Genomic DNA, 26,446 nt, shown 5'->3' with positions numbered 1-26,446 from the left:
TAAAATAACCATGACAAACATATAATAAAAATACACCAAATGTATTACTTTTAGCGTACGAGAACACCCATATAAACACCCACATGAACGCCAGAAAACAACCCGCCCAAGAAGACCTGCTCCCATTGTGGCAAATGTTAAACTCATTTCATCCTGTCGGCAAGGGAATTGAACAGCATTTGTTGAAAAGTATTTATTGCTGCAGTGTTCCCAAGGGAAAATACCTGCTGCGGAATGGAGAAGTATGTCATAGTCTCTATTTTATCAGGAAAGGATTACTAAGAGGTTTTATTAAAGAAGAAAATAAAGAGATCACCACCTGGTTTGCCCTGGAAAATGAAATGGTGGCGGGCATTCGCAGTTTTTTGCTACAGATAGATACTATAGAAAATATACAGGCTCTGGAAGACAGTGAGTTACTGGCTATTAGTTTTTCTGATCTGACTAAAATATACGAGAAGTATCCTTCGTTTAATATTACCGGCCGGAAAATAACGGAGTTCCATTATACATCAGCTGAAAACAGAGCATATATTACCCGGCTGCATGATGCTGAAAGGAAATATGCGCTTTTCCAGGAATTTTATCCCCAGTTTGCCAACCGTGTACAACTTACCTATGTAGCATCCTTTTTAGGAATAACCATTGAAACATTAAGCAGGGTACGGTCCAAAACGTCTGCACGGAAGAGATCAACATAAAATAGATTTTGATATATGTCAAAAAAAGACCCTGATAAGCGGGGTTGATTCATCAGTGAAGAACGCTCCAAGCTACGCTGTGTCTACCTTACAGCGTTTTTGATTTTTAAAAGTGTCTTTAAGACAGCTTTCCGCAGGTGACTGGGTCTCAGTAATTCTTTCTAATTTTCCGTCACAATGTGAATGAAACATTGTCATGAGGAGAAAAGAGAACAAGTAAAGCGTGAAATGACTGTACCTGCTTTTTAAGAGAATTTATTTCTAAGAGAATAAGTAAACGTAAACATGACTGTAGCAAGTTTTCAAACCAATTTACTTTTATAGATAGATGTAATTGTCCCAATACCTATACCTATGAATGCCTTAAAGAGTCGCCAGTACTTTCCTGCTGGCGTGAAAGTTAGCACAACCAGTTAACCATTTAACCACTACTCATGGGGAACACAGGTGCCGGAGAGATTCTTTTCTGTTTCGGCGCCTGTTCCCTGCTGAGTAAAGCGCAACATGTTTTTTTCTGACTATTCCAATCTTATTTAGAAGGGTATTTACTACAGTGTAGTGGCAGGTATGCTGGTTATTTCAAAATATGCATCAATTTATTGAATACATCTTTAGCCTCTGGCATACTAAGAAAGATCCATGCATGATACATGCCGTTGTATTCATAATAATTAATGGCTATATTTTTTTCTTTTGCCAGCGCAACTAGTTTTCTTGCATCGGGCAATACCACCTCGTGGGTGCCTGCAAATAAATGAATGGGGGCTAATCCTTCCAGCGTGCCATATATGGGACTTATCATGTAGTTAGCCGTGTTCGTGTTTGCTGCATAAATTGAAATTGCTTTGCTAAACCCCTTAATATCAATGTAGGGGTCGTACTTGTCAATTATCATAATTTCAGGATTCTGCATTGTAGCATCCAGAAAAGGGGATAATAAAATGATTTGAGAGGGCTGGGTAAGCTGATTGTTTTGGGCATATTGTGCAAGCGAAAAAGCGAGTCCCCCACCTGCAGAGAAACCCATCAATACTACGTTTTCTCTACCTGCCTGTTGTATTAGTTCTTCATATGCAGGTACTACCATATCGAACACATTTTTGTAGTTGCTTGCAGGAACCAGTGGGTAGTCAGGTATCACAATACCCAAACCAGTATGTTGTACGATCTTGTTTAAAAAGAACCAATCGTATTTTGTAATATTAGCAACAAAACCGCCTCCGTGCAGGAAAAATATATAGCGTTGTGGCGTGCTATTCTTTTTTTTCAGTTCCCAGATTGTTCTCCCTGTGGGTGATTTTCGGTACAAGACATCGCATTGGTTTTTTACTTTATCTGGTATAGTGGCAGCTTTATGGAATTTGCTGAAATCGCCGGTCCTGAACTCTTTTTCAATTTTTGTTTTTATACCCATTATACGGATGAGTGCCCGGTAAACTTTGCTTTTAAAACTTGGTCTTTCCATGTGTTGATAATTAGTATTTTGAACAACCTTCATTGCCGTTTATAAGTCGCGGGACTGCATAAGAATTGGTAAACATCAATACTATAAATAGCACGGAATATGTCTTTACCAATTCAATACCTGTTTTGGTAAAGCAAATTTAGATGCGGCAGGAAGATGATTTTTTAGCAAATGCTAAAAAGAAAGGTTGTCAGATCCGAGCCCGCATACGGCTCAGTGTTACCGGCGACATGCCCAGAAAGGAAGCTATTGAGGCGAGTGATGCTCTTTGTAAGATAAAGGGATCACGCGAAAGCAGTTTGGAGTAACGTTCTAAAGCACTGTCAAATTGGAGGGACAAAGTTCGTTCTTCCAAAGCGAGATAGTACTTTTCCATTATGAACCGGAACAGGTTAAACAGACTAGGGTGTTCCTTGCAGAGGTTGACAAACGCTTCGTAATTTAATTTCAGTATAGAGGAATCTTCCAATACTTCAACATTTTCATTACTGCCAGTTTGTGTAAACAATGCATAAGTAGATGTTATGATATCGTTTTCCCTGGCAAACAAGGTGGTAACTTCCTTGCCATTAATAACAGAAAATATTCGCGCAAACCCTTTTTCAATAATGTAGATATGGTTGCACAACTGTCCCTGCTTTATTAGCATGAAACCTTTAGCAGCATCCATAAAGACAACATGCTTGTTGAGATGCTCCACAGCCTCGTGCGACAAGTCTGCCTTTTTGAATATATTTTCTAATGTATGCAGCAACATGATGAATCAGCTAAAGATAAGTTTAGCGTATAAAACTTCCAATAATTTAAATAGTAGAGAAATTGGCCGATGTGGAATAAAAAATGGATAGATGGAGTCGTTAAGGAGGATTGGACGTGACAGAGGATACAGCTTAATGCTTACCAGTATCGTACAAACAAAAAAAGAGACCACATTGCTGTGATCTCTTTCTTCGTGGTGTGAGGCGGGATCGAACCGCCGACACAAGGATTTTCAGTCCTTTGCTCTACCGACTGAGCTACCGCACCATCTTTTTTTTTGTGTCCTTCTCGTGAAGGGATTGCAAAGATAAGCAAATTAGAAATTAACTTCCAAATTTTTATGCAACAAAACTTTTAATTTCTTCCAGGATCCCGTTCCACAGGGCGTTTCGCTGTTCCAATGCAGCCTTCGATGCCTGTGCCGCCTGCTCCCATTTTACCGGATCATTGCCACAAAGTTCCTGTACCATTTCCATGCCTAAATGACTGTGATGATCTCCGTCAACTTCTATATGCCTTTCCAGGTAATATTTGAAGAGACTGATCTGTCCCGGGAATTGCCTGTCCAGGTCTGTTACCAGCGCCAGGAACATATCAGGAATAAGATCCTCACGACCAAAGGTAAATACCGCTGCCTGCACATGTACAGGAGCAGTGGTGATCAGATCGAATGTATATTTCACAAAAGAACGCACCGCTGGCGGTAAGGTATCTAATACTGATGCAATTGGTTTGCCGTTCTGTAACTGTTGCAGGCAATCTGCAATGCCAGTAGTATCTGCACCTGCCTGTTCCATGGCCTGCAGGTATAATTCAAAATGACTGACACGGGAGCCATCGGGAGCTACATCACTCTCTTCACCGGTCACGATCTCGTTAATGAGATAACGGGTGGCAGCGCTGCCCTTAGGTACCCAGGGAATATCTGTACAGGTAAGATGCCGTTGTAATGACTTCAGCAATGACATGAAATCCCATACGGCAAATACATGATACTGCATAAAAGAACGGATATCTTCTATGCGTTGTATTTCGGAATATAAGGGATGTTGTATAATAGTTTCCCTGATTGGAGCAATGGTTCCTTTAATGTGTGGTATGCCAGTCATGTACGGTTAAGATTCAGCTGTTAGTTTCCATATTCCACCAGGAACTTGATACGCATGAGTTTCAGCTGTTCGATGGTGTAATCGCTTTCTATCAGCTCTTCTCGCGCCAGTGCCAGACTGGAGGTTTCACAACCTTTGAAATATTCCATGATCTCATCCTGGGCATAGTCGTCCAGTTCTTCATCAAGGCAATAATCAAGGTTCAGTTTAGTACCGCTCGCTACAATGGTTTCCATTTCATCCAGCAATTGCGGAATAGTCAATTCCTTATTGCGTGCGATGGTTTCAAGCGGCATTTTTTTATCGATATTCTGTATGATAAACACCTTCAGACCGCTCTTATTCACCACGCTCTTCATCACGAAGTCGTCAGGCTTTACGATATCATTTTCCTCTACATATTTGGAGATGACATCTACGAATTGCTTACCATAGCGGATAGCTTTACCCTTACTTACACCCTGGATCTTTTCGAGTTCCTGTACAGTAGTAGGGTATTGGGTAGCCATATCTTCCAGGGATGTTTCCAGGAAGATCACAAAAGGAGGCAGGTTCTTTTCTTTTGCCACCTTTTTACGCAACTCCTTCAGCATTTCGAACAGCACCGTGTCTGCAGATGCCTGGCCCTCAGTAGCTACATCTTCCTCATCTCCGCCTTCTTCCTCAAACTGATGGTTCAGGGATACCATGATAGAATATGGCTCTTTCAGGAATTTGTGTCCCTTTTCTGTGATCTTCAGCAGTCCATATTCTTCAATATCCTTTTCGATCAGATCTTCCAGCATCATCTGGCGGATGAGGGAATTCCAGAAGTGAGCGTCAAATTCCTTACCCTCGCCAAATACTTCCAGCTGGTTATGCTGATAAGTGGTGATCTGAGGATTCACTTTACCGGTGATAATATTCACCACATAGTCACTTCCGAATCGCTCTTCCAATGCTTTGATGGCATTCAGTACGATCACGACGCGGTTCTTAACCTCTATCTTTTCTTTGGGATTCCGGCAATTGTCACAGGCGTTATTACACTGAGATTCCTCATACTTTTCGCCAAAGTAGTGAAGGATCACCTTCCTGCGGCAGGCAGAACTTTCTGCATAAGCGACAGTTTCATTAATGAGCTGAGCACCCATTTCCCTCTCACTCAATGGTTTATCACGCATGAGGTGCTCCAGCTTCTGTACGTCCTTATAGGAGTAAAAACAGACACAGATACCTTCCAGTCCATCACGACCCGCACGGCCCGTTTCCTGGTAATAGTTTTCCAGGCTTTTGGGAATGTTATAGTGAATAACAAAACGGACATCAGGTTTATCGATACCCATACCAAAGGCAATGGTAGCCACGATCACATCCACATCTTCATGCAGGAACATATCCTGGCGCTGGGCGCGGGTTCCCGCATCCAGGCCGGCGTGGTAGGCAACAGCTTTAATATTGTTGGCCACCAGCATGTCTGCCAGTTCTTCAGTGGTTTTACGATTAAGCGTATATATAATACCGCTTTTGCCCTTATGTTGGTGGATAAACTTGACGATTTCCCGGATGGTCTGGTCCTTTTTGCGCTTAGGACGGATCTCGTAGTAGAGGTTCGGCCTGTTAAAAGAAGATAGGTATACCTGGGGATCACGGAGGCCAAGGTTCTTCACTATATCACTCTGCACTTTAGGCGTAGCAGTGGCCGTCAGGGCTATAATAGGAAGGTTTCCATTGATCTGTTCTATCATCTCCTTCAGACGGCGGTACTCCGGACGGAAGTCGTGCCCCCATTCAGAGATACAGTGTGCCTCATCCACGGCGATGAAAGAGATCTCCAGTTCCCTGAAGAAATCCAGGTTTTCCTGCTTTGTCAGCGTTTCCGGTGCTACATAGAGCATTTTGGTTTTGCCGGAAAGCAGGTCCGTTCTTACTTTTTTTATCTGTGCTTTTGACAGGGTAGAATTGAGAAAGTGCGCCACGTTATCTTTACTGCTGTATGAGCGTACCAGGTCCACCTGGTTTTTCATTAAAGCAATAAGGGGAGATACTATTAGCGCGCAGCCCGGACTCATAAGAGCCGGTAATTGATAACATAAAGACTTTCCTCCGCCGGTTGGCATTATTACAAAAGTATCTTTACCGGCAAGGATGCTCCTGATGATGATTTCCTGGTTCCCTTTGAAGGAATCAAACCCAAAGTGTTCCCGTAATGCATCGATCAAACTTACCTTTACAACAGCCATTGCATTCAAATTTAAAACAAATAAACTCTAAAGAAAGTAACAAATTATGGATATTGTTTATGTGTTTTTTAGGGGACACGAAGTTAACTAAAAATGCGCTGACCGGCAATTATTTTATGTGCTTTAGGCAGTTATGACTCATCCAAATACACGTTCAGACTGTATTTACCGGGTTCATGAGCGCCCGGTCGGGGAGGGGAAAATGAGAGATCGGGAAAAATCTGCCCGGAAGGGTCCCTTATTATAAAATAAGGCAATATCATAGGTTTAATCTGCTGAATCATAGTTAACTTTGTGGCTGCCCATGAAAAATAGAACGGTTATTAATATTGCGGAGGTGGCGAACCGGACACTGAGCCTGGAGGCTGCAGCTGTCTCTGACCTCAGGCAATACATCAATAGTGATTTTGAACAGGCGGTAGAATTGATTGCACATTGTGCCGGACGACTAGTTGTATCCGGTATAGGTAAAAGCGCAATCATCGGTCAGAAGATTGTAGCAACATTGAATTCCACTGGCACTCCTGCGATTTTTATGCATGCTGCGGACGCTATCCACGGGGATCTGGGGGTGATCCAGGAAGACGATATTATCTTATGTATCTCGAAGAGCGGAAATTCACCTGAAATAAAAGTATTGGTCCCATTAGTGAAAAACTTTGGGAATAAGCTCATTGGCATGGTGGGAAATATGGACTCTTTCCTGGCAAGGGAATCAGACCTGGTCCTGAATACCACCGTCAGCCAGGAAGCCTGCCCCAATAATCTGGCGCCTACCACCAGCACCACTGCCCAACTGGCAATGGGAGATGCACTGGCTGTCTGCCTGATAGAATGGCACGGATTTACATCTGCAGACTTTGCGAAGTTTCATCCGGGAGGCACATTGGGGAAAAAGTTATACCTCAAGGTGGGAGATCTGAGCCGTCTTCATAAAGCTCCGCAGGTACAAAGGAACAGTTCTCTGAAAGAGATCATTGTAACGATCTCTTCCGGCATGCTGGGGGTAACAGCTGTACTGGAGTCAGACGGGCAACTGGCCGGAATTATTACTGACGGAGACCTTCGCCGTATGCTCGAAAAGGGAATGCCGGCGGAAAGTGTTATCGCAGAAAGTATCATGTCCAGACACCCGAAAACGATCCAGGAAGATGAACTGGCCATCAATGCGCTGGAGAAGATGAGAGAACATGATATCACACAACTATTGGTTTTGAGAGATAAACGATATATTGGCATCATTCATTTACATGACTTAATCAGGGAAGGAATTATATAAGATGACAGCTGTGAACAGGCATTTTTACGTGGCCATTATGGCCGGGGGGATAGGTAGTCGTTTCTGGCCCTATAGCCGCACTGATCACCCCAAACAGTTCCTGGATATTCTGAATACCGGGAAAACCTTGTTACAATGGACCTTCGATAGGTTCGCACAATTTATTCCACATGAAAACATTTTCGTAGTCACACATCATCACTATGTATCAAAGGTAAAGGACCAGCTTCCCGAGTTGTTGGTGGACAACATAGTCAGTGAGCCCTCCCGGAAAAATACTGCTCCCTGCATCGCTTATATCTCCCATAAAATAAACAAACAGGATCCTAAAGCAAATATCATCTGCGCTCCCGCGGATCATCTGATTATGGATCCTATTGCCTTCGCCGGCACCTGCCTTAACGCATTGATGTTCGTACAGAAACACAGTGCCCTGGTGACGCTTGGCATCAAACCTACCCGCCCTGACACCGGGTATGGCTATATTCAGTTCGAAACACAACAGGTGGCGGATAATGTATATCCAGTAAAGACATTTACCGAAAAGCCTAACCTGGAACTGGCTAAGACGTTCCTGCAAAGCGGAGACTTCCTCTGGAACGCCGGTATCTTTGTATGGAACGTAAAAACAATACTGACCGCCTTCAATAAATATCTTCCGGAAATAGACGAACTGTTCGTGCAGAGTACAGGTAAGTTGAACACACCGGAAGAAAAAAAAGTGATAGAGAATATCTACCCACAGTGTACCAACATTTCTATTGATTATGCTATCATGGAAAAGGCAGATAATGTATATGTGATCCCCTCCAATTTTGGATGGAGCGATCTGGGTACATGGGCGTCTGCATATGAGAACCTGGAAAGAGATGAAGACGGTAATGCCGTACAGGGCAAGAACGTAATGCTGGTAGACGCTACCAACTGCATGGTCAAAGCGCCGCAGGAAAAGCTGTTGGTCATACAGGGCCTCGATGAATTTATTGTGGTCGACACTTCTGATGTGTTGCTGATCTGTAAAAAAGAGAATGAACAGCAGATCAAGGAATATGTGGCGGAAGTAAAAAGGAACAAAGGAGAAAAGTTCCTTTAAATAATAAAAGAAAAGATCGGATGATCAATTACGGATTACATGTTTTAATTTCAGACATTGATTCGTAATTGATCATCCGTTTTTTATGTCAAAACTTCCTAACGTAGGTACCACCATATTCACTGTTATGTCTGCGCTTGCAGCGCAACATAAAGCCATTAATCTTTCACAGGGCTTCCCCGATTTTGATTGTGATGACCTGCTGAAAAAGCTGGTAAATGAAGCAATGGAGGATGGGTATAATCAATATGCGCCCATGCCGGGTATTATGCCGCTGAGGGAAGTGATTGCTCAGAAGATCCACAGCCTCTATGGACAACAGGTAAATCCGGATACAGAGATCACGATCACTCCCGGTGGTACATATGCAATCTTTACAGCTATTGCGACGTGTATTGGTCCTGGTGACGAGGTCATTATATTTGAACCCGCTTACGACAGCTATATCCCCAATGTACGGGTGAATGGAGGTGTACCGGTATTGATTCCCCTGTCTTATCCTGATTATAGTATTGACTGGAACCTGGTGCGCAGTAAGATTACGCCACGCACCAGGATGATCATGATCAATACCCCGCACAATCCTACCGCCACTATCATTGGCTGGGAAGACCTGGAAGAACTGCAAAAGATCGTGATAGAACATAACCTGCTCGTCTTATCCGACGAGGTGTATGAGCACCTGATATTTGACGGGGAAGCGCACCTTAGCATACTTCGTTACCCGGAATTGCTGAGGAATAGTTTTGTGACCTTCTCCTTCGGAAAGGTATTCCATAACACCGGTTGGAAAATGGGCTATTGTGTGGCACCCGCGCATCTTATGGCAGAATACCGGAAAGTACATCAGTACCTGTGTTTCTCCGTGAACACTCCTATGCAATATGGGCTTTCCGGCTATCTGCAAACGCCTGAACACTATCTTTCCCTGCCAGGCTTCTACCAGCAAAAAAGGGACTATTTCCTGGAGCTCATGAAGGATACGCGCTTTACGCCACTTCACTCAAAGGGAAGTTATTTTCAGCTGATGCGCTATGATCGTATTTCTGATGAGGGAGACAAGGATTTTGCCACCCGTATTACCAGGGAATTTGGAGTTGCCAGCATTCCGGTATCGGCATTTTACGAAAACGGAAAAGACGATCATGTGGTACGTTTCTGCTTTGCAAAGAAGAAGGAGACATTGGAACAGGCCGCAGAACGGCTCAGAAAGATATAAACATAGCACAAAGAAAAAAGCCACTCCTGAATAAGAGCGGCTTTTCCTTTGTATATGACTACAAGCATGGCTTGTCAACTGTTGTAGGTCCTCAGGCAATTACTGCCTCAGGAACCTCTTTGAACTTCTCGCTACCTATCACCAGGGTGTCTTCATGGAAGGTTACCACACCTGTTTCCACATTATACACAGCGCCGATAATGCCGATCTCGCCATTCAGGATCATGTCGCGCAGAATATGGCTCTGCTCCATAATAGCCTGTACGGAACGCTTTGTATGAAGGTCTGTTACCGCATCTACAAATTCAGGATTTGAAGAAGTTCTGTTTTCTTTGATGGTCTTTTCAGCATATACCGCCGGAGTGATCTTACCCAACAATCCGGTCAGGTTACCCATTTCCACTTTATCGCATGCGCCTTTGATAGCGCCGCATTTCGTATGACCAAGTACTACGATAAATTTAGAACCTGCTACTTTACAGGCATATTCAAGACTACCCAGTACGTTGTCAGAGATCACTGCGCCTGCCAGACGGATACTGAAGACGTCTCCCAGTCCCTGGTCAAAAATGAGCTCAGCGGAAGTACGGGAGTCCATACAGCTTACGATAGCAGCCATTGGCCACTGACCGTCACGGGTTTCATTTACCTGCTCCAGCAGATTACGGTGCAGTTGCAGGTTGTCCACAAAACGTTCATTGCCATGCCTGAGAAGTTCGTAAGCCTGAGCGGGAGTAATATTTGACTGGGATGCTTTATTTAATGTTTTCATTTTTTTCAACTTTTACTGTTTTTAGAATTAAGCCTTTCCTGCCACAACTGTTTTAATTCAGCTGTAGTTCTTTCAACAATTGTTCATGATTACCGGTAATGGTATGAACGTGCCCGCTGGCAATCTTCTCCTGGTGTTCGGGAGAGATGTTTTCCGTATTCTGAAGTTTGTATTGTTCTTTAAATCCGGTGAGGATCACAGTAATATTCTTTTGAACGGCCTTTACATCTTTAAACTCACGGATCGTTTCCAATACGTCAAAATCTATATAGGTCGTTTTGCCTGCATCTATTACTACTGTTGCGTTTTCCGGCATATGGTCGAGCGTCAGCAGTATGCTTGCCTTGTTCAGGAAGGATACTTCCTGCGCCAGTTCCAGGATGATGCTATCGCCGGTTCTGTATTTTTCCTTACGGAAGAAGTAAGAGCTGCGGATGTTACCACGTAAGATGGCGATCACACTTACTGCCATACCAAGGGCAATGCCGATCAGCAGGTCTGTAAATACAATGGCCACGACTGTTATCACGAACGGTATCCACTGGTACTTACCATTCTTAAACATCTCTTTGAAGATGGAGATCTTACACAGTTTGTAACCGGTTACCAGCAGTACTGCTGCCAGTGTAGCCAGTGGGATCTTATTTAACAAGGATGGTATCAGTGCTGCACAAATCAGCAGTAAGGAGCCGTGTACGATGGTAGAAAGTCTTGTACGGCCACCGGAATTGATATTTGCAGAGGAGCGCACAATCACGGAAGTAATAGGCAAACCACCCAGCATACCACTTATGATGTTACCAATGCCCTGTGCCTTCAGTTCCCTGTTAGGGGAAGAGTACCGTTTCAGCGGGTCCAGTTTATCAGTAGCCTCCAGGTTCAGCAGTGTTTCTATAGAAGCCACGATAGCGATGGTTGCCCCAACGATCCATACGTCTTTGTTGGTAATGGCGCTGAAATCCGGCAGACTGAACTGACCTATAAAGGAGCCGAAATCTTTCGCCACAGGCAGACTTACCAGATGGTTGGGGGCAACCGCCAGCACACTACCGGTAGCAGTAAAAAGGGCATTCATACCCACACCCACCAGTACGGCTACCAGAGGAGCAGGGATCAGGCCCAGTTTCGGGATCTTATTCCAATAGAGGATAATCAGTATTGAAACCAGGGTAATTAATGTTGCCCCGAGATGAATATGATTCAGTGTAGAGAGTAAAGCGGTGATGCTGTTATCTCCATCTAACTGGATAAATGCGAAATCTCCTTCAGAATCGGCGTCATAACCAAATGCATGCGGCAGCTGCTTTAGTATAATAATAATACCGATAGCGGTCAGCATTCCCTTGATAACATTGGAAGGGAAATAGTTAGCCACAACACCCGCCTTTACCAGGCCAAGTATCAGCTGCATTACACCCCCTATCACAACCGCCAGCAGGAAAACGTCAAACACGCCGAACTTGGTGATAGCTGTAAGCACTACAGCAGTAAGACCGGCTGCAGGGCCACTCACGCTCAATTGGGAGCCACTTAGTGCTCCGATCACCAAACCACCCACTATACCGGCAATCATTCCGGCGAATAAAGGGGCTCCTGATGCGAGGGCAATACCCAGGCAAAGAGGTACCGCTATCAGAAATACAACAAGACCAGCAGAGAGATCGCCTTTCAGGTTGGAAAATATAGATTGCCTGCTCATAGTCAGAAGGATTTAAAAACGCAATGCGTTGAAAACAGAGAATAAGCATGCCCGGTACTACACGGCATAGGTACTTACTCCTGTTCAGTGAATAAAATATTGATAATAGCAAAAGAGGCGCAGCGTGATGCGCAGAAAAGCGGAGATTGCACTAGCGACATATCAGGAATGCCTTCGCAGGCAATGTGACAGATGCTAAAGCAAATACTATTAACAGTTGGGTGGGGGACAATGTATTTCGCGGGTAGGACCCTGAGGGATTTCCGCAAAGAAATTATAGTGAAGACTTTTTACCAGTAATGAAGGCTCAAACTGGACGGCGCTGTCATTGTTCAGGAACTTTAATTCCTTACCCAGTTTTACGAGATCGCAACAACAGCCATCTTCTACCGGATGTTCCTCAACGATCTGATTATTGAACAATAGTCTCCCCATCTCCTTGATTGGAAGGAGCTGTGTGCACATCAGTGCCAGGAGAAATATGCCAATGATTCTTTTCATCGTTCCGTACAAAAATAGCTAAGCCAATGTCGACTTTGTAAATATACCATTTAAAAAAATGTTAAATCCCCTTTTTATGGATGAATGGTGGCAACCTGTACCCTTGGACGTGTAGCGCAACACGTTGGTTAATACACCTTTTCCCCCTGTAGAATCCCTCTTTTTCAGATCCTTTATTGATGTAAGCCCGTACTGGGTTTGCTCTGATCCCTATATCTCCATATCCTTATACCGTCATCTGGATATCACTTCTCCGTCATATGTATATCCCTTCGATATAGAGATGTCGGTGAAACGATATGGAAATGCCGGTGAAGTGATATGGAGAAACCGGGAAAAGATGCACCATACATGCATTCTTCATGGAGCATTTTCGGGAATCCTTTGACCGGAGAGGATTTGGGTGCAGGGGCCTGAACGTTGCGGGAATGCACCCGGCATACGTTCATACCGGGCTAATGCCATTCATCACAAAGCTGAAAAATAAAAAAATAGAGTAGAGACGGGTTGTAATGCCCTGCTATGGCTGAAATAGGGAGTAATAACCGGTAATATCTTAAGCCAATTATTTTGTTTTATATGGTATTGTGTATTGCATAGTAGTATAAAGTTCCTATCTTTACATCGTAATCATCAAAAACCACCATTAGAAATGTATAAGTATCATTTTATTCATAAAGCTCACTTGCCATGAATATAGATAACACACAGTCACAGATGAGAAAAGGGGTGCTGGAATTCTGCATTCTCTCAGTCATCAAGCAAGGAGAAGCTTATCCTTCAGACATTATAGAAAAAATGAAAGAAGCAAAGCTGGACATCCTGGAGGGCACCCTTTACCCGCTACTCACACGACTTAAAAACGCAGAATTGCTCTCTTACCGATGGGTTGAAAGCAGTTCGGGGCCGCCAAGAAAGTATTTTTCCATGACCGAAAAGGGAGAATTATTCTATACGGAACTGGAAGCAACCTGGAACGAGCTGGCGAATGCGGTCACACAGCTCACAAGTAAATAACAACTACCATCCAATAACCAAAACCTAAAATAGAGACTTGAAATGAAAAAGATTATTAACATAAACCTGGCAGGCCGCCTTATCGCTATAGAAGATAGCGCATATGAGATATTGCGGCAATACCTGGATAGTCTGACGCGGTATTTTGCCCGCGAAGAGGGTGGAGATGAAATTGTGAGTGATATCGAAAGCCGTATAGCTGAACTGTTCCTGGACAGATTAAAAACGACGCATTGTATTACAGATGAGGACGTACAGTCTGTAAAAGCGGCCATGGGTACTCCTGAACAGTTTGAAGAGGCTGGTGAACCAGGTCAGCAACGGCAGCCGGCGAACGATCCGGTATATGATAGTGTACGTCCCCGCAAAAGGTTATATCGCGACCCCGACGCTAAAGTACTAGGTGGTGTGTGCGGAGGCCTGGGTGCTTACCTGAACGTAGATCCGGTAGTGTTCCGTATCATATTTGCCCTCCTGGCCATCGGTGGCTTTGGTTCCGGCATCCTCGTATATTTCATCCTCTGGGTGGTGACCCCTGAAGCCAACACTTCAGCTGAAAAACTACAGATGCGGGGGGAGAAGGTGGATGTGAATAATATCAGAGCTACCGTACAAGACGAGCTCAACGCGGCAAAAAGTCATCTGAAAACTTTCGGAAATGACGTGAAAAATTTTTCCACGGGCCGCGGAAGGCAATTTGGAAGTGATATAGAAAGGATTTTCCGTAACCTCTTTGGAGGATTAGGAAAAGTTCTGTTGTTACTCACCAAGGGATTCTTTTATTTTCTTGCGGTAGTGATCCTCCTTGCGCTGATAGCTGTAGGAGTTGGCATCACCGTATCTTCTGCGGCCCTCTTCCCACTTAAGAACCTGATACTGGCTGGTCCGTTGCAGAACCTGCTGTTGTGGGTATCCATTTTATTCCTGATCGGTATTCCTATCGTGGCGCTGATCATATTCTTTGTCCGCAAGGCGACTGGCATAAAAGAAGCCAACCGTTATGTTGGATATACCCTTAGCCTGCTCTGGTTTGCAGGATTGATTTCTGCTGTCGTATTGATAGTTTCTGTAATAAAAGACTTCCGTACCGGCAGTACTCCTATAAAAGAAAAATTTGCACTCGTGCAACCTTCTGGTGGGAAGTTAGTCATTAAACAGGCGGAAGATTTCACCGGCATCGATGAGATAGAATTTTTCGATGATATTTTACGCGTAGCCGAAGACACAGTTATCATCAATACTGCCAGGATAAAAGTGGAAAAGAGCGATACAGACAGTTTTGAAGTGTATGTTGAGCGCTATTCCAGGGGTAGGAGAGTATCCCAGGCAAGGGAACTGGCCAGAGAAATACAATATCAGATCGTTCAGAAGGATTCCATTCTTTATGTGCCCAATGGAATATCCATCCCGACAAATTCAAAATTCAGAGGACAGCATGTGAGGGTCATTGTGAAAGTACCAGCCAACAAACATATAGTGATGGACAAAAACCTGCACTACTATAATAATCACTGGGACTATGACAATGATAATGACTGGGACGAGTGGGGACATTACAGGGAAAAAGGCCAGGTTGAGTTCAAAATGAATGAGAATGGTTTCCCGGAAGACCTTAACGAGGAGCACAAGAGCGACTCCGGCAATAACAGTACCCATGAAAATAAGGCGGATTCCCTGGAAAGGAATTATCGCTACAAGGGTGGAAAACAGGAAAATAAAACACCTGTAGAAGACAGCGGTTCAGACAAAACCCCGGCTGCACAGCATAGCGAAGTCGCACTGGACGGTATGACCGTGATCGCCTACAGTTTTTATAAACTGATTAAGTGATGGGATAGTGAATCTGGAGAAAAACTTTGTCATCACAATAAGTTCAATAGTTAAAGAAACATTACCACGGTTTTCACCGTGGTTTTTTTATGTCTCATCTTTTTTCCCGATCCGATACCGGCCCTGCCGTATTAATTCATAGTTTTGCTTTTTTAATCGTTTATCAGGACAAGGCTAAGGAATGCAGGCAACAAAAAAAGCAACGATCAACATTGCGCTGGTAGGTAATCCAAATAGTGGGAAAAGTTCGCTCTTTAATGCGTTGACAGGTCTGAATCAGAAAGTTAGCAACTTTCCGGGCGTTACTGTCGACAAAAAGACCGGGGCTGCTACTATTTCAGGCAATCTGCAAGCCAATATTATAGATCTGCCTGGTACTTACAGCCTTTATCCTAAAAGCGCAGACGAGTTTGTTACCTACGATGTGCTCGTAAATCCCTCAGCCGATGAACAGCCTGACATGATCCTCATTATTGCTGATGCGGCCAACCTGAAGCGGAACCTGCTCTTCTGTTCCCAGATCATGGATTTGAAAATTCCTGTTATTATTGGTCTTACTATGATGGACATTGCCCGGAAAAAGGGTGTGGAAATCGATGAAGCGGGTCTGGAAAGAGAATTAGGGGTACCGGTGGTAACTATCAATCCCCGGAAGAACAAGGGACTCCCCGAGCTGAAGAAGATGATAGACCTGCTGGCCAAAGAAAAGCAGTCCGTCCAGCCCCGTGATTTTATAGACAGTCAGGCACTGGCGCCGGAAGTTGTAACAGAGATCAGGAAGTATGTACAGGTAAAAAGTGACTATGCTGCGCTGCATGTAGCGGTGAATCACCATGAACTGCCATTCCTGAATGGGGGCCAGAAACTAGCTATTACCAACATTCTACAAACATATCATTTCAATAAGACCAAGGTCCAGGCGGAAGAGATCATGCAGCGGTATGCAAAGATCAAGCATATCATGAAAAATACCGTGGTGGAAGCCGACCCTTTGCAGAAACAGCTGCAGACCGAAAAACTGGACAACCTGCTCTTGCACCGGTTCTGGGGATATGTGATCCTGCTGGGTATCATGTTCTTTATGTTCCAGTGTATATTCTGGCTGGCGTCTTTCCCGATGGACTGGATCGAGGCCGGTTTTGGTGCGGTAAGCGGTTGGCTGAAGGATGTTTTGCCGGCCAACTGGCTGACAGATATCCTGGTGAATGGCATTATTGCTGGTCTCGGGGGGATCGCCGTGTTCATACCTCAGATCATGATCCTGTTTGCCTTCATTACCGTGCTGGAAGATACCGGTTATATGGCCAGGATCAGTTTCCTGACTGACAGGCTGATGAGACAAGTGGGACTGAACGGAAAATCAGTGATGCCGCTGATAAGTGGCGTAGCGTGTGCGGTGCCCGCTATCATGGCCACCCGCAACATTGAAAACAGGAAGGAACGCCTGATCACGATCCTCATCACGCCACTCATGAGTTGTTCCGCTCGTCTGCCTATCTATACCGTGATGATCGCGCTGGTGATACCCAATAAACCCGTGCTGGGCTTCCTGAACCTCCAGGGAGTAGCGATGATGGGATTATATTTAATGGGTTTTGTCATGGCCCTGCTCATTGCCGCCATACTGAAGCTATTCATCTCTATAAAGGAAAAAAGCTATTTCATCATGGAGCTGCCCGTATACAGGGCGCCCCGTTGGGCGAATGTAGGCACCACCATGGTACAGAAGGCTAAGATCTTCGTAACAGACGCTGGTAAGGTGATCATGGTGATCTCCATCATACTCTGGTTCCTCGCCTCTTATGGACCTAAAGATAAGATGCATCAGGTAACCGTTCATTATGAACAGCTGAAGACCGCCCATCCGGAACAAAAGGAAAAGCTGGATATGGAACTGCAATCCGAAAAACTGGCAACTTCCTATGCTGGCGTATTAGGGCATGCCATTGAGCCGGTGATCCGTCCGCTGGGATATGACTGGAAGATCGGGATAGCGTTGATTACTTCCTTCGCGGCCCGTGAGGTGTTTGTAGGTACGATGGCCACCCTGTACAGTGTGGGGGAATCTCCTGAAGATGACGATGCCACCCTGCGGGAAAAGATGAGTAACGCCACCTGGAGAGATGGCCGGCCGGTATATACCCTGGCCAGCGGGATCTCGCTGATGTTGTTCTACGCTTTTGCCATGCAGTGTATGAGTACCCTGGCTGTTGTAAAAAGAGAGACGAAATCCTGGAAGTACCCGGTTATCCAGTTTGTATATATGACCGCATTGGCGTATATCTTTGGCTTCCTTGCCTTTCAGTTGTTGAAATAAATCGCTGACAAGCCGCACGCAGTGAAATACCTTATATTGCATTATAACAAGATTAAGGTATGAAAATACTCATCTACAGCTTGCTGCTCTTATCGACTATCGGCATACATGCTCAGTCATCAATAGACTCGACCCAGCTAATAAAAGATATACAGACCCTTTCCGCTGACAAATATGAAGGCCGGATGGCTGGTACGCGCGGCAGCCGCCAGGCCCAGTTCTATCTTATCGGGCGTTTTAAGCAGATAGGGTTGTCTCCATTTCACAATACGTATGAATATCCCTTTTACTTTCAACAAGGAGAGAAGCAGATTATGGGGACCAATCTGTTCGGCTATATTGCGGGTAAATCTCAATCCACCATTGTCGTTACAGCACATTATGACCACCTGGGAGTGAAAGCCGGAACCCCGGCAGATAAAGACAGTATCTATAACGGTGCGGACGATAATGCTTCCGGAGTAGGCGGGCTGTTGGGACTGATGGCGTATTACAAAAAACATCAGCCGGAACATACCATGATCTTTGTGGCGTTTGACGGTGAAGAGGAAGGATTGCAGGGGGCGAAGGCCTTTGTGAAGCAGCCGCCGGTGCCAGCTATGCAGATGGTGTTGAATATCAACATGGATATGATAGGACGGAATGATAAGAACGAATTGTATGTATGTGGATTAACCCAATTCCCCGAGCTGAAAAAATATGTGGATGATGCGGTCAATACCGGCGGACAGGTTAAAGTGCTTTCCGGTCATGATAAAAAGGAGGAGGGATCCAATAACTGGATCAACCAGAGCGACCATTATGAGTTCTATAAGTTAAAGATCCCCATGCTTTATTTTGGTGTGGAAGACCATCCCGATTACCACCATGTATCGGATGAGTTCAAAGGCATCCAGCCATCTTTCTATTACCAGGCAGTTTTAAAAGTGCTGACCGTGCTGGAATCTGCAGACAAGGGAGTAAAATGAGGCGTAAGGGCACCTTCCAGTGTCAGGGTTGCCAGGGCTTCTCCTATAGAGCGTTTCCAGTTTTTCTGGACAGCGGGATTCTGCCCGTGATTAGTCTCCCGGTCATATGCTTCCTGTAACTTGTTCATTTCCCGGAAGGACTCAATATATTGATACTGAATGATGCTGTCGAAATCTTCAGCACTCAGTTCCATGTTTTTAATGCGTTGCTGAAACCTGAGGGCAACCAGCCAGGTAATATCAAAATGGAGTTGCTCATGTTCCAGGGCAAACTCGTCTTTCGCAAATGATTTGACCCAGGAAGCGCTCTTAACAAAGAATACCTGTAATGTGAGGTTGATCTGCAAGGTATCTTTCCGCAGGAGGCTGCTGCCTTCATAAGCGAAGCTTGTATAAGATACCGCAGCGCTCGGACCGCGCAGGGGAGGAGCCGCTCTGAAGTCAGACCAGCGAAGTTTCCGGTGAGGCTGATAGAAAAGGCTGTCAGACCTGGGATCTTCCGGCCGCCGGTCGGGAGAGAACACCACTTTTATAATCGTATAAGGAGGCGTTTCCTTCAGAGACCCGATAGGAAACAGGAAACAACACCATATGAGCTGAAGGAATAAAAACATGGCACCTCTTCTAAGTTAAAGGTACATTTTTCGTAACTTACGATCTACCAAAACAATCGCACTATGTACGGTGGCGGATATATTTTCGACGAACCCAACAGGAAGCAGCAGCGGGAAGAACAGTTGCATGATGATCCTGAAAAACTGGCCGCGTTTGAGGCGCGTATTGCCAGAGGGGAAAAAATTGAACCGGGCGACTGGATGCCGGCGGAATATCGCAGACAGCTCATACGACTGATCGAACAACATGCACATTCCGAAATAATAGGCGCATTGCCGGAAGGTACCTGGATTACCCGGGCGCCGGGCTTTAAACGCAAACTGGCGCTCATAGCCAAGGTGCAGGACGAGGTAGGACATGGACAACTATTGTACAATGCCGCAGAAACACTGGGTAAATCCCGGGAAGCAATGATCAATGATCTGCTGAGCGGAAAGTCAAAGTATTCCAATGTCTTTAACTACCCGGCCAAAACCTGGGCGGACGTTACAGTGATCGGATTCCTGATCGATGCGGCGGCTATAGTCAACCAGGTGGCCAATTCCAAAGGCTCTTACGGGCCTTACTGCCGTGCGCTGGAAAGGATCTGTTATGAAGAAAGCTTCCACCTGAAACAGGGATATGACGCCTTCATAGAACTGGCTACCGGTACGCCGGCCCAGAAGGAAATGCTGCAGGATGCGCTTAACCGTTGGTGGCAGCCTATCATGCATTTCTTTGGTCCGCCGGACAAAGCCTCCAGCCATAGCGAAAAGCTGATGGAATGGAAGGTGAAAATGGCCAGCAACGACGATATGCGTAACCAGTTCCTGGACGTATACGTTCCCAAGATATGGGAATTGGGACTAACACTTCCTGACCCGCTGTTAAGAAAGAACCCGGATACGGGAAAATGGGAGTATTCCGATCCTGATTGGGACCTCTTTTTTGAAGTGATCAAAGGGAATGGCCCCTGCAATAAAGAAAGACTGGATGTAAGGAAATGGGCAGAAGAACATGGCCGCTGGATCCGAAAGGCCCTTATGCGCCCTGAAGAAATGGAACGCAGTGCCTTACCGGTAGCGTAAACCATTTTCCACGTAATTATTATAATGTAGTAGTACCACGATTTATGAATGACTCACTAGATCCACGTGTTAACCGGCTCAGGTTAGATAAGAATGACGGCTCCTTTAAAGTAGAAGAAGGAGAGAACTGGAATGTATTTGAAGTATTTCACCAGGAAAAAAGAGGGGCGCACCATGAACATGTAGGCTGTGTACATGCCCCTGATGCCAATCTGGCATTGATCTTTGCCAAGGAACAATTTGGACGCCGCAAGAAATGTGTGAATCTGTGGGTGGTACGTAGCGCGGACATACTCGCGTTCGACCTGGAAGATGAAGACATGTTTGCCAACAACCCGGACAAGACTTACCGGGATGCCAGCGGTTTCAAAGTCATGGAAAAGATCAACAAGTTTAAAGCACACACAAAATAGTCCCCACATATCCCAATGCAATTACAACAAGCAATACAGGAGCTGATCACAAAAATGGCAGATGATGAACTGGTGATCGGGCATCGCAATTCTGAATGGACCGGCTTAGGGCCTGTTATGGAAGAGGACATCGCGTTTTCTTCTATGGCCCAGGATAAGATTGGCCATGCATTGGCTCTCTATCGCATACTGGAAGAACACTTCGGCGGCACTCACCCCGACCAGTTTGCATTCCTCAGGAATGCGAAAGACTTCCGGTGCTGTCACTTTGTGGAAATGCCTATAGGTTCGTATGATTTCAGCCTGATGCGGCACTTCCTTTTTGATCATGCCGAGACTGTACGATATCAGGCCCTTGCACAAAGCAAATTTGCTCCTTTTCAGCATCTGGCCGGAAAAGTAAAGGGAGAACTGAAGTATCATACACTGCATGCAGATGCCTGGATCATACAGCTCTGTACCGCAGGAGAAGATAGCCGTTGGCGTATGCAGGCAGCACTTGATAACTGCTTTCAACTGGCAGGAGGCCTCTTTGAACCGGGACCCGCAGAAGACCTGCTGATAGCAGAGCAGATCTATCCCGGGGAAGCCGCTTTATACAAACAGTGGCTGAGTCATATATCCCCTGTCATAGGGAAAGCGGGGCTGGTCTTACCGGAAATGACATCGCCTGTATATGGTGGTCGTACCGGTCAGCATACCCCTTATTTACAGCAGTTACTGAATGAAATGGGAGAAGTATTCCGTCTTGACCCTGAAGCAACCTGGTAGAAATAAATAACTATGCAAACAATAACAACACTGCAGGCAGTATATCAATCGCTGGAGCACGTCATGGATCCGGAAATTCCTGTATTAAGCGTACTGGAACTGGGAATGATCACAGACGTTAAAGTGGATATAGAAGGTGTGCACATTAAGATGATCCCTACTTTTGCGGCCTGTCCGGCAATTGACCTCATTAAGGAAAACATTAAAAATGCCGTTGAAAGAGACCTTCAGATGCCGGCATTTGTAAGTGTGGATAAGGAAGTGAACTGGAACAGCAACCGGCTGACTGCCGAGGCTAAAGAGAAACTGCGCGATTTCGGTATCGCTCCTCCCGGCAGGCATGGAGGAGAGGTCAACCTGGACATGCTGATCAAAGTGACCTGCCCCCATTGTGGTAGCGAAAACACTTATTTACGTTCCCCCTTCGGGTCTACCCTCTGCAGGGCCCTGCATTTCTGTCGGCAATGCGGAATGATGTTCGAGCAGTTTAAGCCACTCTCGTAAGCACATATATCACATTTCCTCATTATTGATTACATTCACGCTCAAAAAACAGGGGCATGAAGATAGGCTTGTATTTTGGGTCCTTTAATCCTATACATACCGGGCATCTGATTATAGCTAACTATGTGGCGTACAATACGGACCTCGATAAAGTATGGTTGGTGGTATCACCGCAGAACCCTTTAAAACCGTCAGGATCATTATTAAATGAACATAACCGCTTTCACCTGGTAGAACTGGCTATTAAAGACGAACCCAGACTCAGGGCCAGCAACATTGAATTTTCCCTGCCAAGACCATCCTTCACCATCGACACCCTCACCTATCTGACAGAGAAGTTCCCCACCCAACAATTCACCATCATTATGGGCAGCGATAGTTTCCAGAATATCACCCGCTGGCGTAATTATCAGCAGCTTATCCGGAACTATCCCATTTATGTTTACCTGCGTCCGGGACATGAAGTAACCGAGACATATGGCGCACAGGTAGAAGTATTGAAAGCGCCCATGCTGGATATTTCTTCCACCGACATACGTAAATGGATCCAGGAGGGGAAATCCATCCGTTACCTGGTGCCCGACAATGTGGCGGCATATATAGCAGAGAATAGCTACTACCGGTAGATCACCGCTGCACCCGTACTTCCCGCTTTTTGGTCAGGAACTCGTTCGAGTAAATGTCCAGCAGGAGTATGAACATGGAAATGAGCAGGGGACCGAAAATCAGCCCGATAAACCCAAAAAGATTCACACCTATCAGTACTCCAAAAACGGTGATCAGGGGATGTACGTCGCCAATCTTCTTTGCCAGTATAAGGCGGAATAAATTATCAGAAGTACCAACTATAGCGAAACCATATATCAGCACACCAATGCCCTGCCATGTCATATTGATGGCAAGGAGATAAACACCCATGGGCGCATATACTGCTGCAGCACCAACGACAGGCAGCATGGCCGTAAAACAGGTCACTGCAAACCAGAACCAGGGCTGGGGGACCTGGAAAATAAAATAGCCGATCAATGATACTATACCCTGTATGACCGCAATCAGGGGAATTCCCACCGCATTGGCGATCACCAGTTTATGGAATTCAGTCCCGAGTCGTAATACATTCTCGTCTTTCAATGGAATATATTCATATAACCAGGCTTCCATTTCTCTTCCGTTTACCAACATATAGTACAGGATAAAATAGAGTATAGCGATGGCGGTTAGGATGTTGAAAGTAGCGCCCAAAAGCCCTGGCAATACTGATGTCAGGTATTCCCGCAGCCGTTCCAGTCTTACCTGTGAAAGGATGTCTATGTTGGTAGCCGCCTGTATCCGGTCATTCACTGTTTTAAGGCCGGCTATCAGCTCGGAAGAATGGGTGACTGCATAACCGATCTTATTGGTAAGCATGTTTATGAGCAGGCCGAAAGGCAGCAGTATGATTATGAACGACATGAACATCAACAACGCAGCAGCCAGGCTTTTACGCCATTTGCGTTTTTCCACCAACCGGAACATATATTTTCTGCTGAGGATGTACATGGTGATAGCGCCAAGAAATCCGGGGAAAAAAGTATACAGTTCTGAGAAGAGTACGAATGCCAGCAGTACAATGATCAATAGAAAGCTTACTTGTTTAATTCGCTCGTTGTCTATTACGCTCATAAGGTTGAGAGGTTATTTTGTCAGTAATATAATTGATCGTGCAAAAAGAGTACCGTTCCCTGCAATAGTACCGGCCGGTATAAAGTAAACCAATCTTCGGCATAAAGTGTTTAATCAGAGCAGGTTACCGGATACTTTCCAATACAGGGTAATATTTTATTAATAGTAATTACGGAAAGATTAAAATTATTGGAATAGTGTTTGTAATCTGTACAGTACGATTTATAACCATTGTTCATCTTTTAAAACTTTTATTTTATGGCGAACAGCAGTTCAAAAGCAGTTGTGTCATTCATTGTTGGTGCCGCAGTAGGTGTTGCCGTGGGTTATTTCCTTAATTCTGACAAAAAGGACGAACTCGTAGAAAAGCTGAAATATCAGGCAGATAAATTGAAAGACAAGTTTAAGAAGAGGAAAGAGCACTTTGAAGATGCTCTGGAAAATGAGTTGGCGTAAACCCTTGTCACAAAAAAAATTTGCATGGAGGATAATTTCAGCAATTACTTCAATCAGACAGGCAAGGTTGCCAAGGAATATCTGGAAACCCGTTTGGACCTGATTAAACTCCAGGCAGCAGGAAAGCTATCAAAAGCCTTAGGGCTTTTCTTCTCATTGATACTGGCTTTCCTGCTGTTCTTTTTTGTTATCGTATTTCTGGGTATGGTGCTTGGTTTCTGGATCGGTGAAATGACCAATAGCTTCACCATTGGATTTTCATGCTCTGCCGCCCTGTTCATAGTACTGCTGGGCATTCTGCTCATCTTCCGCAAGTCGTTGATCCAGATTCCTTTATCCAATATGCTGATCAGAGAGTTGATGAGTGAAATGGAGGTAGAGGGGCATGATAATGGGGACGAAGACAAGAACCGGAAGAAGGCAGCAACAGAAGAGGAAGAAGAAGATGATGATGACAGCAAAAAAATTGAAGAGGATGAAGAATTGTACGAACAGTTATAATAAAAGATCAGTGATAAACCTTTACACATGCCCAAGGTGAAAGTGAAAGTAACAAACGGAGACCTCTTGCAGAAGGAGATAAACCGGTTGAAGAAACGCTCCCGTGCACTTGAAAATGAATTAGGAGACAGGGTCGATTATTTCAAAGGCAATTATGGGAAAATGGCATTGAACTCTGTGCTTCCCGGCAGCGCCAAACATGGTGCATTCCTGGGGGTAGCAGGGCGCATAGCGAAGATCGCCTGGCAGAGTGGTAAGTTCAAATCCTTTACCACCAGCGCCCTGATGACGGCATTGGAATTTGCCGGGGTACGACTGGGTATTAATCTATTTGATAAGTACCGGAAAGGTCGCAGCAAAAAGAAGAAGGCCAAAGCTGCGGCCGAAAAAGAAGAAGATTAAAGGTTTGTTTATCCCCAAACCTTTGTTCCCTCGCTGCAGTTAGCACAAATATCAATATTCTTACGGCCCTGTTGTATCTGTGTCCTGAACCGGATATACTTGTCATTATGCCATAACTCCTTTAATGATTCCTGTTTGAGATCTCCCAGCTTATGCTGCGCATCTTTATCGAAGCAGCAGGGAACTACCAGTCCGTCCCAGGTAATAACAGGAGAATGCCATAAACGCCAGCAATGATTGCCCATTTTATTCTTGATCGCATAGGTACCATCATCATTTTTATGATAACGGCTGTATTTATCAATAGTCGGGATCAGGCGGTTGCCTTCTTCATAATCATATACCTGTGCTGTCTTAAAGCGCACTTCATCCACACCAATCTCTTTTGCCAGGTTCTTTATATCCTCAATTTGGTGCTCATTGGGTTTTACCACCAGGAACTGGAAAAAGACGAACGGTGTTTTTGAGTTCAGTTCTTTTTTCCATTTTACGATATTCTTTGCTCCCTGTATTACCTTCTCCAGGTTACCGCCTACACGGTACTGCGTATACACGTCCTGTGTTGTACCATCAATTGAGATGATCAATCTGTCCAAACCGCTTTCCACCGTCTTACGCGCATTTTCATCCGTGAGGTAATGGGCGTTGGTAGAGGTGGCTGTATAGATACCTTTTGCATGAGCATATTTAACCATTTCCAGGAAGCCGGGATTCAGGAAGGGCTCTCCCTGAAAATAAAATATCAGGTACAACAGTTCTTTATAGATCTCGTCTATTGTTTTCCGGAAGAAATCCTGCTGGAGCATGCCGGTAGGTCGTGTAAAAGCCCTTAATCCGCTGGGGCATTCAGGGCATCTCAGGTTACAGGATGTTGTCGGCTCGAATGATACCGAGATCGGGTAACCCCACTGAATAGGCTTGCCAGTCCATTTACTTACAAAGTAGCTACTTAACACCTTGGCGGCGTTCCAGCCACGGCGTAGCGTGAACTTGGACATCAGATTGAGGGTATCATTTAGATTGAAATCAGGCATAACAACATCACTTATTGTTGTAAAAATAAGATATCTATGTCGGTTATGTATAATAATAATTATACTTGCT

26 protein-coding genes and 1 tRNA gene are annotated in these 26,446 nt (G+C 44.9%); 16 read left to right on the top strand and 11 right to left on the bottom strand.

The features are described 5' to 3' along the window. Positions 1-83 precede the first annotated feature (83 nt). Positions 84-701, top strand: a complete 618-nt coding sequence (locus tag F3I09_RS05690) for a Crp/Fnr family transcriptional regulator (RefSeq protein ID WP_149694079.1) — start codon at positions 84-86, stop codon at positions 699-701. A 574-nt stretch (positions 702-1,275) separates the two neighbouring features. On the opposite strand, the gene F3I09_RS05685 is transcribed toward F3I09_RS05690, so the two are convergent. The 5 genes from F3I09_RS05685 to recQ form a co-directional block, all read right to left on the bottom strand. Then, entirely contained in the window at positions 1,276-2,166 is an 891-nt protein-coding gene (locus tag F3I09_RS05685; protein WP_188133703.1) for an alpha/beta hydrolase, read from the bottom strand. Between the two features lie 190 nt (positions 2,167-2,356). Continuing rightward, positions 2,357-2,923: a Crp/Fnr family transcriptional regulator gene (locus F3I09_RS05680; protein ID WP_149694077.1), complete on the bottom strand. Its 567-nt coding sequence runs from the start codon at positions 2,921-2,923 to the stop codon at positions 2,357-2,359. Positions 2,924-3,119: 196 nt separating this feature from the next. Beyond that, positions 3,120-3,192 (bottom strand) — tRNA-Phe (locus tag F3I09_RS05675). 71 nt (positions 3,193-3,263) lie between these two features. Continuing rightward, positions 3,264-4,034, bottom strand: a complete 771-nt coding sequence (locus F3I09_RS05670) for a DUF3050 domain-containing protein (protein ID WP_149694076.1) — start codon at positions 4,032-4,034, stop codon at positions 3,264-3,266. Positions 4,035-4,054: 20 nt separating this feature from the next. After that, positions 4,055-6,256, bottom strand: a complete 2,202-nt coding sequence (recQ, locus tag F3I09_RS05665; protein ID WP_149694075.1) for a DNA helicase RecQ — start codon at positions 6,254-6,256, stop codon at positions 4,055-4,057. A gap of 304 nt (positions 6,257-6,560) precedes the next feature. Here recQ and F3I09_RS05660 point away from each other — a divergent pair, with 304 nt between their 5' ends. The 3 genes from F3I09_RS05660 (at position 6,561) to F3I09_RS05650 (ending at position 9,847) form a co-directional block, all read left to right on the top strand. Then, positions 6,561-7,535 (top strand): SIS domain-containing protein, encoded by a 975-nt coding sequence (locus tag F3I09_RS05660; protein ID WP_149694074.1) that lies wholly within the window; start codon positions 6,561-6,563, stop codon positions 7,533-7,535. Between the two features lies 1 nt (position 7,536). After that, positions 7,537-8,628 (top strand): mannose-1-phosphate guanylyltransferase, encoded by a 1,092-nt coding sequence (locus F3I09_RS05655; RefSeq protein ID WP_149694073.1) that lies wholly within the window; start codon positions 7,537-7,539, stop codon positions 8,626-8,628. 85 nt (positions 8,629-8,713) lie between these two features. Beyond that, on the top strand, positions 8,714-9,847 hold the full coding sequence (locus F3I09_RS05650) for a methionine aminotransferase (RefSeq protein WP_149694072.1): 1,134 nt from the start codon (positions 8,714-8,716) through the stop codon (positions 9,845-9,847). Between the two features lie 91 nt (positions 9,848-9,938). On the opposite strand, the gene F3I09_RS05645 is transcribed toward F3I09_RS05650, so the two are convergent. The 3 genes from F3I09_RS05645 to F3I09_RS05635 form a co-directional block, all read right to left on the bottom strand. After that, positions 9,939-10,619, bottom strand: coding sequence for a carbonic anhydrase family protein (locus F3I09_RS05645; protein ID WP_149694071.1), 681 nt, complete (start codon positions 10,617-10,619; stop codon positions 9,939-9,941). A 52-nt stretch (positions 10,620-10,671) separates the two neighbouring features. Continuing rightward, a complete protein-coding gene (locus F3I09_RS05640) occupies positions 10,672-12,318 on the bottom strand; it encodes a SulP family inorganic anion transporter (protein WP_149694070.1) in 1,647 nt (548 codons plus the stop codon). Between the two features lie 210 nt (positions 12,319-12,528). Beyond that, positions 12,529-12,819: a hypothetical protein gene (locus tag F3I09_RS05635; RefSeq protein ID WP_149694069.1), complete on the bottom strand. Its 291-nt coding sequence runs from the start codon at positions 12,817-12,819 to the stop codon at positions 12,529-12,531. A gap of 690 nt (positions 12,820-13,509) precedes the next feature. Here F3I09_RS05635 and F3I09_RS05630 point away from each other — a divergent pair. The 4 genes from F3I09_RS05630 to F3I09_RS05615 all read left to right on the top strand — a co-directional run bounded on the left by F3I09_RS05630 (position 13,510) and on the right by F3I09_RS05615 (position 18,951). Continuing rightward, on the top strand, positions 13,510-13,836 hold the full coding sequence (locus F3I09_RS05630) for a PadR family transcriptional regulator (RefSeq protein WP_149694068.1): 327 nt from the start codon (positions 13,510-13,512) through the stop codon (positions 13,834-13,836). Between the two features lie 42 nt (positions 13,837-13,878). After that, the gene (locus F3I09_RS05625; RefSeq protein ID WP_149694067.1) at positions 13,879-15,666 is read left to right on the top strand and encodes a PspC domain-containing protein; all 1,788 of its coding nucleotides are present in this window, start codon (positions 13,879-13,881) and stop codon (positions 15,664-15,666) included. Positions 15,667-15,847: 181 nt separating this feature from the next. Continuing rightward, the gene (feoB, locus tag F3I09_RS05620) at positions 15,848-17,983 is read left to right on the top strand and encodes a ferrous iron transport protein B (protein ID WP_149694066.1); all 2,136 of its coding nucleotides are present in this window, start codon (positions 15,848-15,850) and stop codon (positions 17,981-17,983) included. Positions 17,984-18,042: 59 nt separating this feature from the next. Beyond that, positions 18,043-18,951: a M28 family peptidase gene (locus F3I09_RS05615; RefSeq protein WP_149694065.1), complete on the top strand. Its 909-nt coding sequence runs from the start codon at positions 18,043-18,045 to the stop codon at positions 18,949-18,951. On the opposite strand, the gene F3I09_RS05610 is transcribed toward F3I09_RS05615, so the two are convergent. After that, on the bottom strand, positions 18,891-19,565 hold the full coding sequence (locus tag F3I09_RS05610; RefSeq protein ID WP_149694064.1) for a hypothetical protein: 675 nt from the start codon (positions 19,563-19,565) through the stop codon (positions 18,891-18,893). The two genes, F3I09_RS05615 and F3I09_RS05610, sit on opposite strands and share 61 nt — an antisense overlap. Positions 19,566-19,628: 63 nt before the next feature. On the opposite strand from F3I09_RS05610, the gene paaA reads away from it, so the two are divergent. The 5 genes from paaA to nadD are packed head-to-tail and all read left to right on the top strand — an operon-like array spanning position 19,629 to position 22,947. Continuing rightward, a complete protein-coding gene (gene paaA / locus F3I09_RS05605; RefSeq protein WP_188133702.1) occupies positions 19,629-20,633 on the top strand; it encodes a 1,2-phenylacetyl-CoA epoxidase subunit PaaA in 1,005 nt (334 codons plus the stop codon). Between the two features lie 44 nt (positions 20,634-20,677). Then, positions 20,678-21,046, top strand: coding sequence for a 1,2-phenylacetyl-CoA epoxidase subunit B (locus F3I09_RS05600; protein WP_089829587.1), 369 nt, complete (start codon positions 20,678-20,680; stop codon positions 21,044-21,046). Positions 21,047-21,061: 15 nt separating this feature from the next. Next, on the top strand, positions 21,062-21,817 hold the full coding sequence (gene paaC / locus F3I09_RS05595) for a 1,2-phenylacetyl-CoA epoxidase subunit PaaC (RefSeq protein WP_149694063.1): 756 nt from the start codon (positions 21,062-21,064) through the stop codon (positions 21,815-21,817). A 12-nt stretch (positions 21,818-21,829) separates the two neighbouring features. Continuing rightward, complete coding sequence (gene paaD / locus F3I09_RS05590; RefSeq protein WP_149694062.1) at positions 21,830-22,321, top strand: 1,2-phenylacetyl-CoA epoxidase subunit PaaD; 492 nt, start codon at positions 21,830-21,832, stop codon at positions 22,319-22,321. Positions 22,322-22,377: 56 nt separating this feature from the next. After that, complete coding sequence (gene nadD / locus F3I09_RS05585; protein WP_149694061.1) at positions 22,378-22,947, top strand: nicotinate (nicotinamide) nucleotide adenylyltransferase; 570 nt, start codon at positions 22,378-22,380, stop codon at positions 22,945-22,947. Position 22,948: 1 nt separating this feature from the next. Here nadD and F3I09_RS05580 read toward each other — a convergent pair whose 3' ends face one another. Beyond that, complete coding sequence (locus F3I09_RS05580) at positions 22,949-23,983, bottom strand: AI-2E family transporter (RefSeq protein ID WP_149694060.1); 1,035 nt, start codon at positions 23,981-23,983, stop codon at positions 22,949-22,951. Between the two features lie 258 nt (positions 23,984-24,241). On the opposite strand from F3I09_RS05580, the gene F3I09_RS05575 reads away from it, so the two are divergent. The 3 genes from F3I09_RS05575 to F3I09_RS05565 are packed head-to-tail and all read left to right on the top strand — an operon-like array spanning position 24,242 to position 25,342. Then, positions 24,242-24,439 (top strand): YtxH domain-containing protein, encoded by a 198-nt coding sequence (locus F3I09_RS05575; protein ID WP_149694059.1) that lies wholly within the window; start codon positions 24,242-24,244, stop codon positions 24,437-24,439. 24 nt (positions 24,440-24,463) lie between these two features. Next, a complete protein-coding gene (locus F3I09_RS05570) occupies positions 24,464-24,940 on the top strand; it encodes a hypothetical protein (RefSeq protein WP_149694058.1) in 477 nt (158 codons plus the stop codon). 27 nt (positions 24,941-24,967) lie between these two features. After that, positions 24,968-25,342: a hypothetical protein gene (locus tag F3I09_RS05565; RefSeq protein WP_149694057.1), complete on the top strand. Its 375-nt coding sequence runs from the start codon at positions 24,968-24,970 to the stop codon at positions 25,340-25,342. Between the two features lie 8 nt (positions 25,343-25,350). Here the strand turns inward: F3I09_RS05565 and F3I09_RS05560 are convergent, their stop codons facing one another. After that, positions 25,351-26,376 carry an SPASM domain-containing protein gene (locus tag F3I09_RS05560; RefSeq protein ID WP_149694056.1) on the bottom strand — a complete coding sequence of 342 codons (1,026 nt, stop codon included), beginning with the start codon at positions 26,374-26,376 and terminating at the stop codon, positions 25,351-25,353. Positions 26,377-26,446: the final 70 nt, after the last annotated feature.

The organism is Chitinophaga sp. CF418 (assembly GCF_900142925.1).
Lineage (GTDB): Bacteria > Bacteroidota > Bacteroidia > Chitinophagales > Chitinophagaceae > Chitinophaga.
The sequence above is the reverse complement of the archived record's forward strand: the minus strand, read 5'-3'. Positions and strand labels throughout refer to the sequence as shown.

What these genes read in the sequence shown, in the direction of transcription:
- F3I09_RS05580 (WP_149694060.1), bottom strand. Translation starts at nt 23,983, where the DNA reads ATGAGCGTAATAGACAACGAGCGAATTAAACAAGTAAGCTTTCTATTG.
- F3I09_RS05565 (WP_149694057.1), top strand. Translation starts at nt 24,968, where the DNA reads ATGCCCAAGGTGAAAGTGAAAGTAACAAACGGAGACCTCTTGCAGAAG.
- paaC (WP_149694063.1), top strand. Translation starts at nt 21,062, where the DNA reads ATGCAATTACAACAAGCAATACAGGAGCTGATCACAAAAATGGCAGAT.
- nadD (WP_149694061.1), top strand. Translation starts at nt 22,378, where the DNA reads ATGAAGATAGGCTTGTATTTTGGGTCCTTTAATCCTATACATACCGGG.
- F3I09_RS05575 (WP_149694059.1), top strand. Translation starts at nt 24,242, where the DNA reads ATGGCGAACAGCAGTTCAAAAGCAGTTGTGTCATTCATTGTTGGTGCC.
- F3I09_RS05660 (WP_149694074.1), top strand. Translation starts at nt 6,561, where the DNA reads ATGAAAAATAGAACGGTTATTAATATTGCGGAGGTGGCGAACCGGACA.
- F3I09_RS05640 (WP_149694070.1), bottom strand. Translation starts at nt 12,318, where the DNA reads ATGAGCAGGCAATCTATATTTTCCAACCTGAAAGGCGATCTCTCTGCT.
- F3I09_RS05655 (WP_149694073.1), top strand. Translation starts at nt 7,537, where the DNA reads ATGACAGCTGTGAACAGGCATTTTTACGTGGCCATTATGGCCGGGGGG.
- F3I09_RS05560 (WP_149694056.1), bottom strand. Translation starts at nt 26,376, where the DNA reads ATGCCTGATTTCAATCTAAATGATACCCTCAATCTGATGTCCAAGTTC.
- F3I09_RS05600 (WP_089829587.1), top strand. Translation starts at nt 20,678, where the DNA reads ATGAATGACTCACTAGATCCACGTGTTAACCGGCTCAGGTTAGATAAG.
- F3I09_RS05625 (WP_149694067.1), top strand. Translation starts at nt 13,879, where the DNA reads ATGAAAAAGATTATTAACATAAACCTGGCAGGCCGCCTTATCGCTATA.
- F3I09_RS05685 (WP_188133703.1), bottom strand. Translation starts at nt 2,166, where the DNA reads ATGGAAAGACCAAGTTTTAAAAGCAAAGTTTACCGGGCACTCATCCGT.
- F3I09_RS05680 (WP_149694077.1), bottom strand. Translation starts at nt 2,923, where the DNA reads ATGTTGCTGCATACATTAGAAAATATATTCAAAAAGGCAGACTTGTCG.
- F3I09_RS05610 (WP_149694064.1), bottom strand. Translation starts at nt 19,565, where the DNA reads ATGTTTTTATTCCTTCAGCTCATATGGTGTTGTTTCCTGTTTCCTATC.
- F3I09_RS05650 (WP_149694072.1), top strand. Translation starts at nt 8,714, where the DNA reads ATGTCAAAACTTCCTAACGTAGGTACCACCATATTCACTGTTATGTCT.
- F3I09_RS05630 (WP_149694068.1), top strand. Translation starts at nt 13,510, where the DNA reads ATGAATATAGATAACACACAGTCACAGATGAGAAAAGGGGTGCTGGAA.
- F3I09_RS05670 (WP_149694076.1), bottom strand. Translation starts at nt 4,034, where the DNA reads ATGACTGGCATACCACACATTAAAGGAACCATTGCTCCAATCAGGGAA.
- paaD (WP_149694062.1), top strand. Translation starts at nt 21,830, where the DNA reads ATGCAAACAATAACAACACTGCAGGCAGTATATCAATCGCTGGAGCAC.
- recQ (WP_149694075.1), bottom strand. Translation starts at nt 6,256, where the DNA reads ATGGCTGTTGTAAAGGTAAGTTTGATCGATGCATTACGGGAACACTTT.
- paaA (WP_188133702.1), top strand. Translation starts at nt 19,629, where the DNA reads ATGTACGGTGGCGGATATATTTTCGACGAACCCAACAGGAAGCAGCAG.
- F3I09_RS05570 (WP_149694058.1), top strand. Translation starts at nt 24,464, where the DNA reads ATGGAGGATAATTTCAGCAATTACTTCAATCAGACAGGCAAGGTTGCC.
- feoB (WP_149694066.1), top strand. Translation starts at nt 15,848, where the DNA reads ATGCAGGCAACAAAAAAAGCAACGATCAACATTGCGCTGGTAGGTAAT.
- F3I09_RS05635 (WP_149694069.1), bottom strand. Translation starts at nt 12,819, where the DNA reads ATGAAAAGAATCATTGGCATATTTCTCCTGGCACTGATGTGCACACAG.
- F3I09_RS05645 (WP_149694071.1), bottom strand. Translation starts at nt 10,619, where the DNA reads ATGAAAACATTAAATAAAGCATCCCAGTCAAATATTACTCCCGCTCAG.
- F3I09_RS05690 (WP_149694079.1), top strand. Translation starts at nt 84, where the DNA reads ATGAACGCCAGAAAACAACCCGCCCAAGAAGACCTGCTCCCATTGTGG.
- F3I09_RS05615 (WP_149694065.1), top strand. Translation starts at nt 18,043, where the DNA reads ATGAAAATACTCATCTACAGCTTGCTGCTCTTATCGACTATCGGCATA.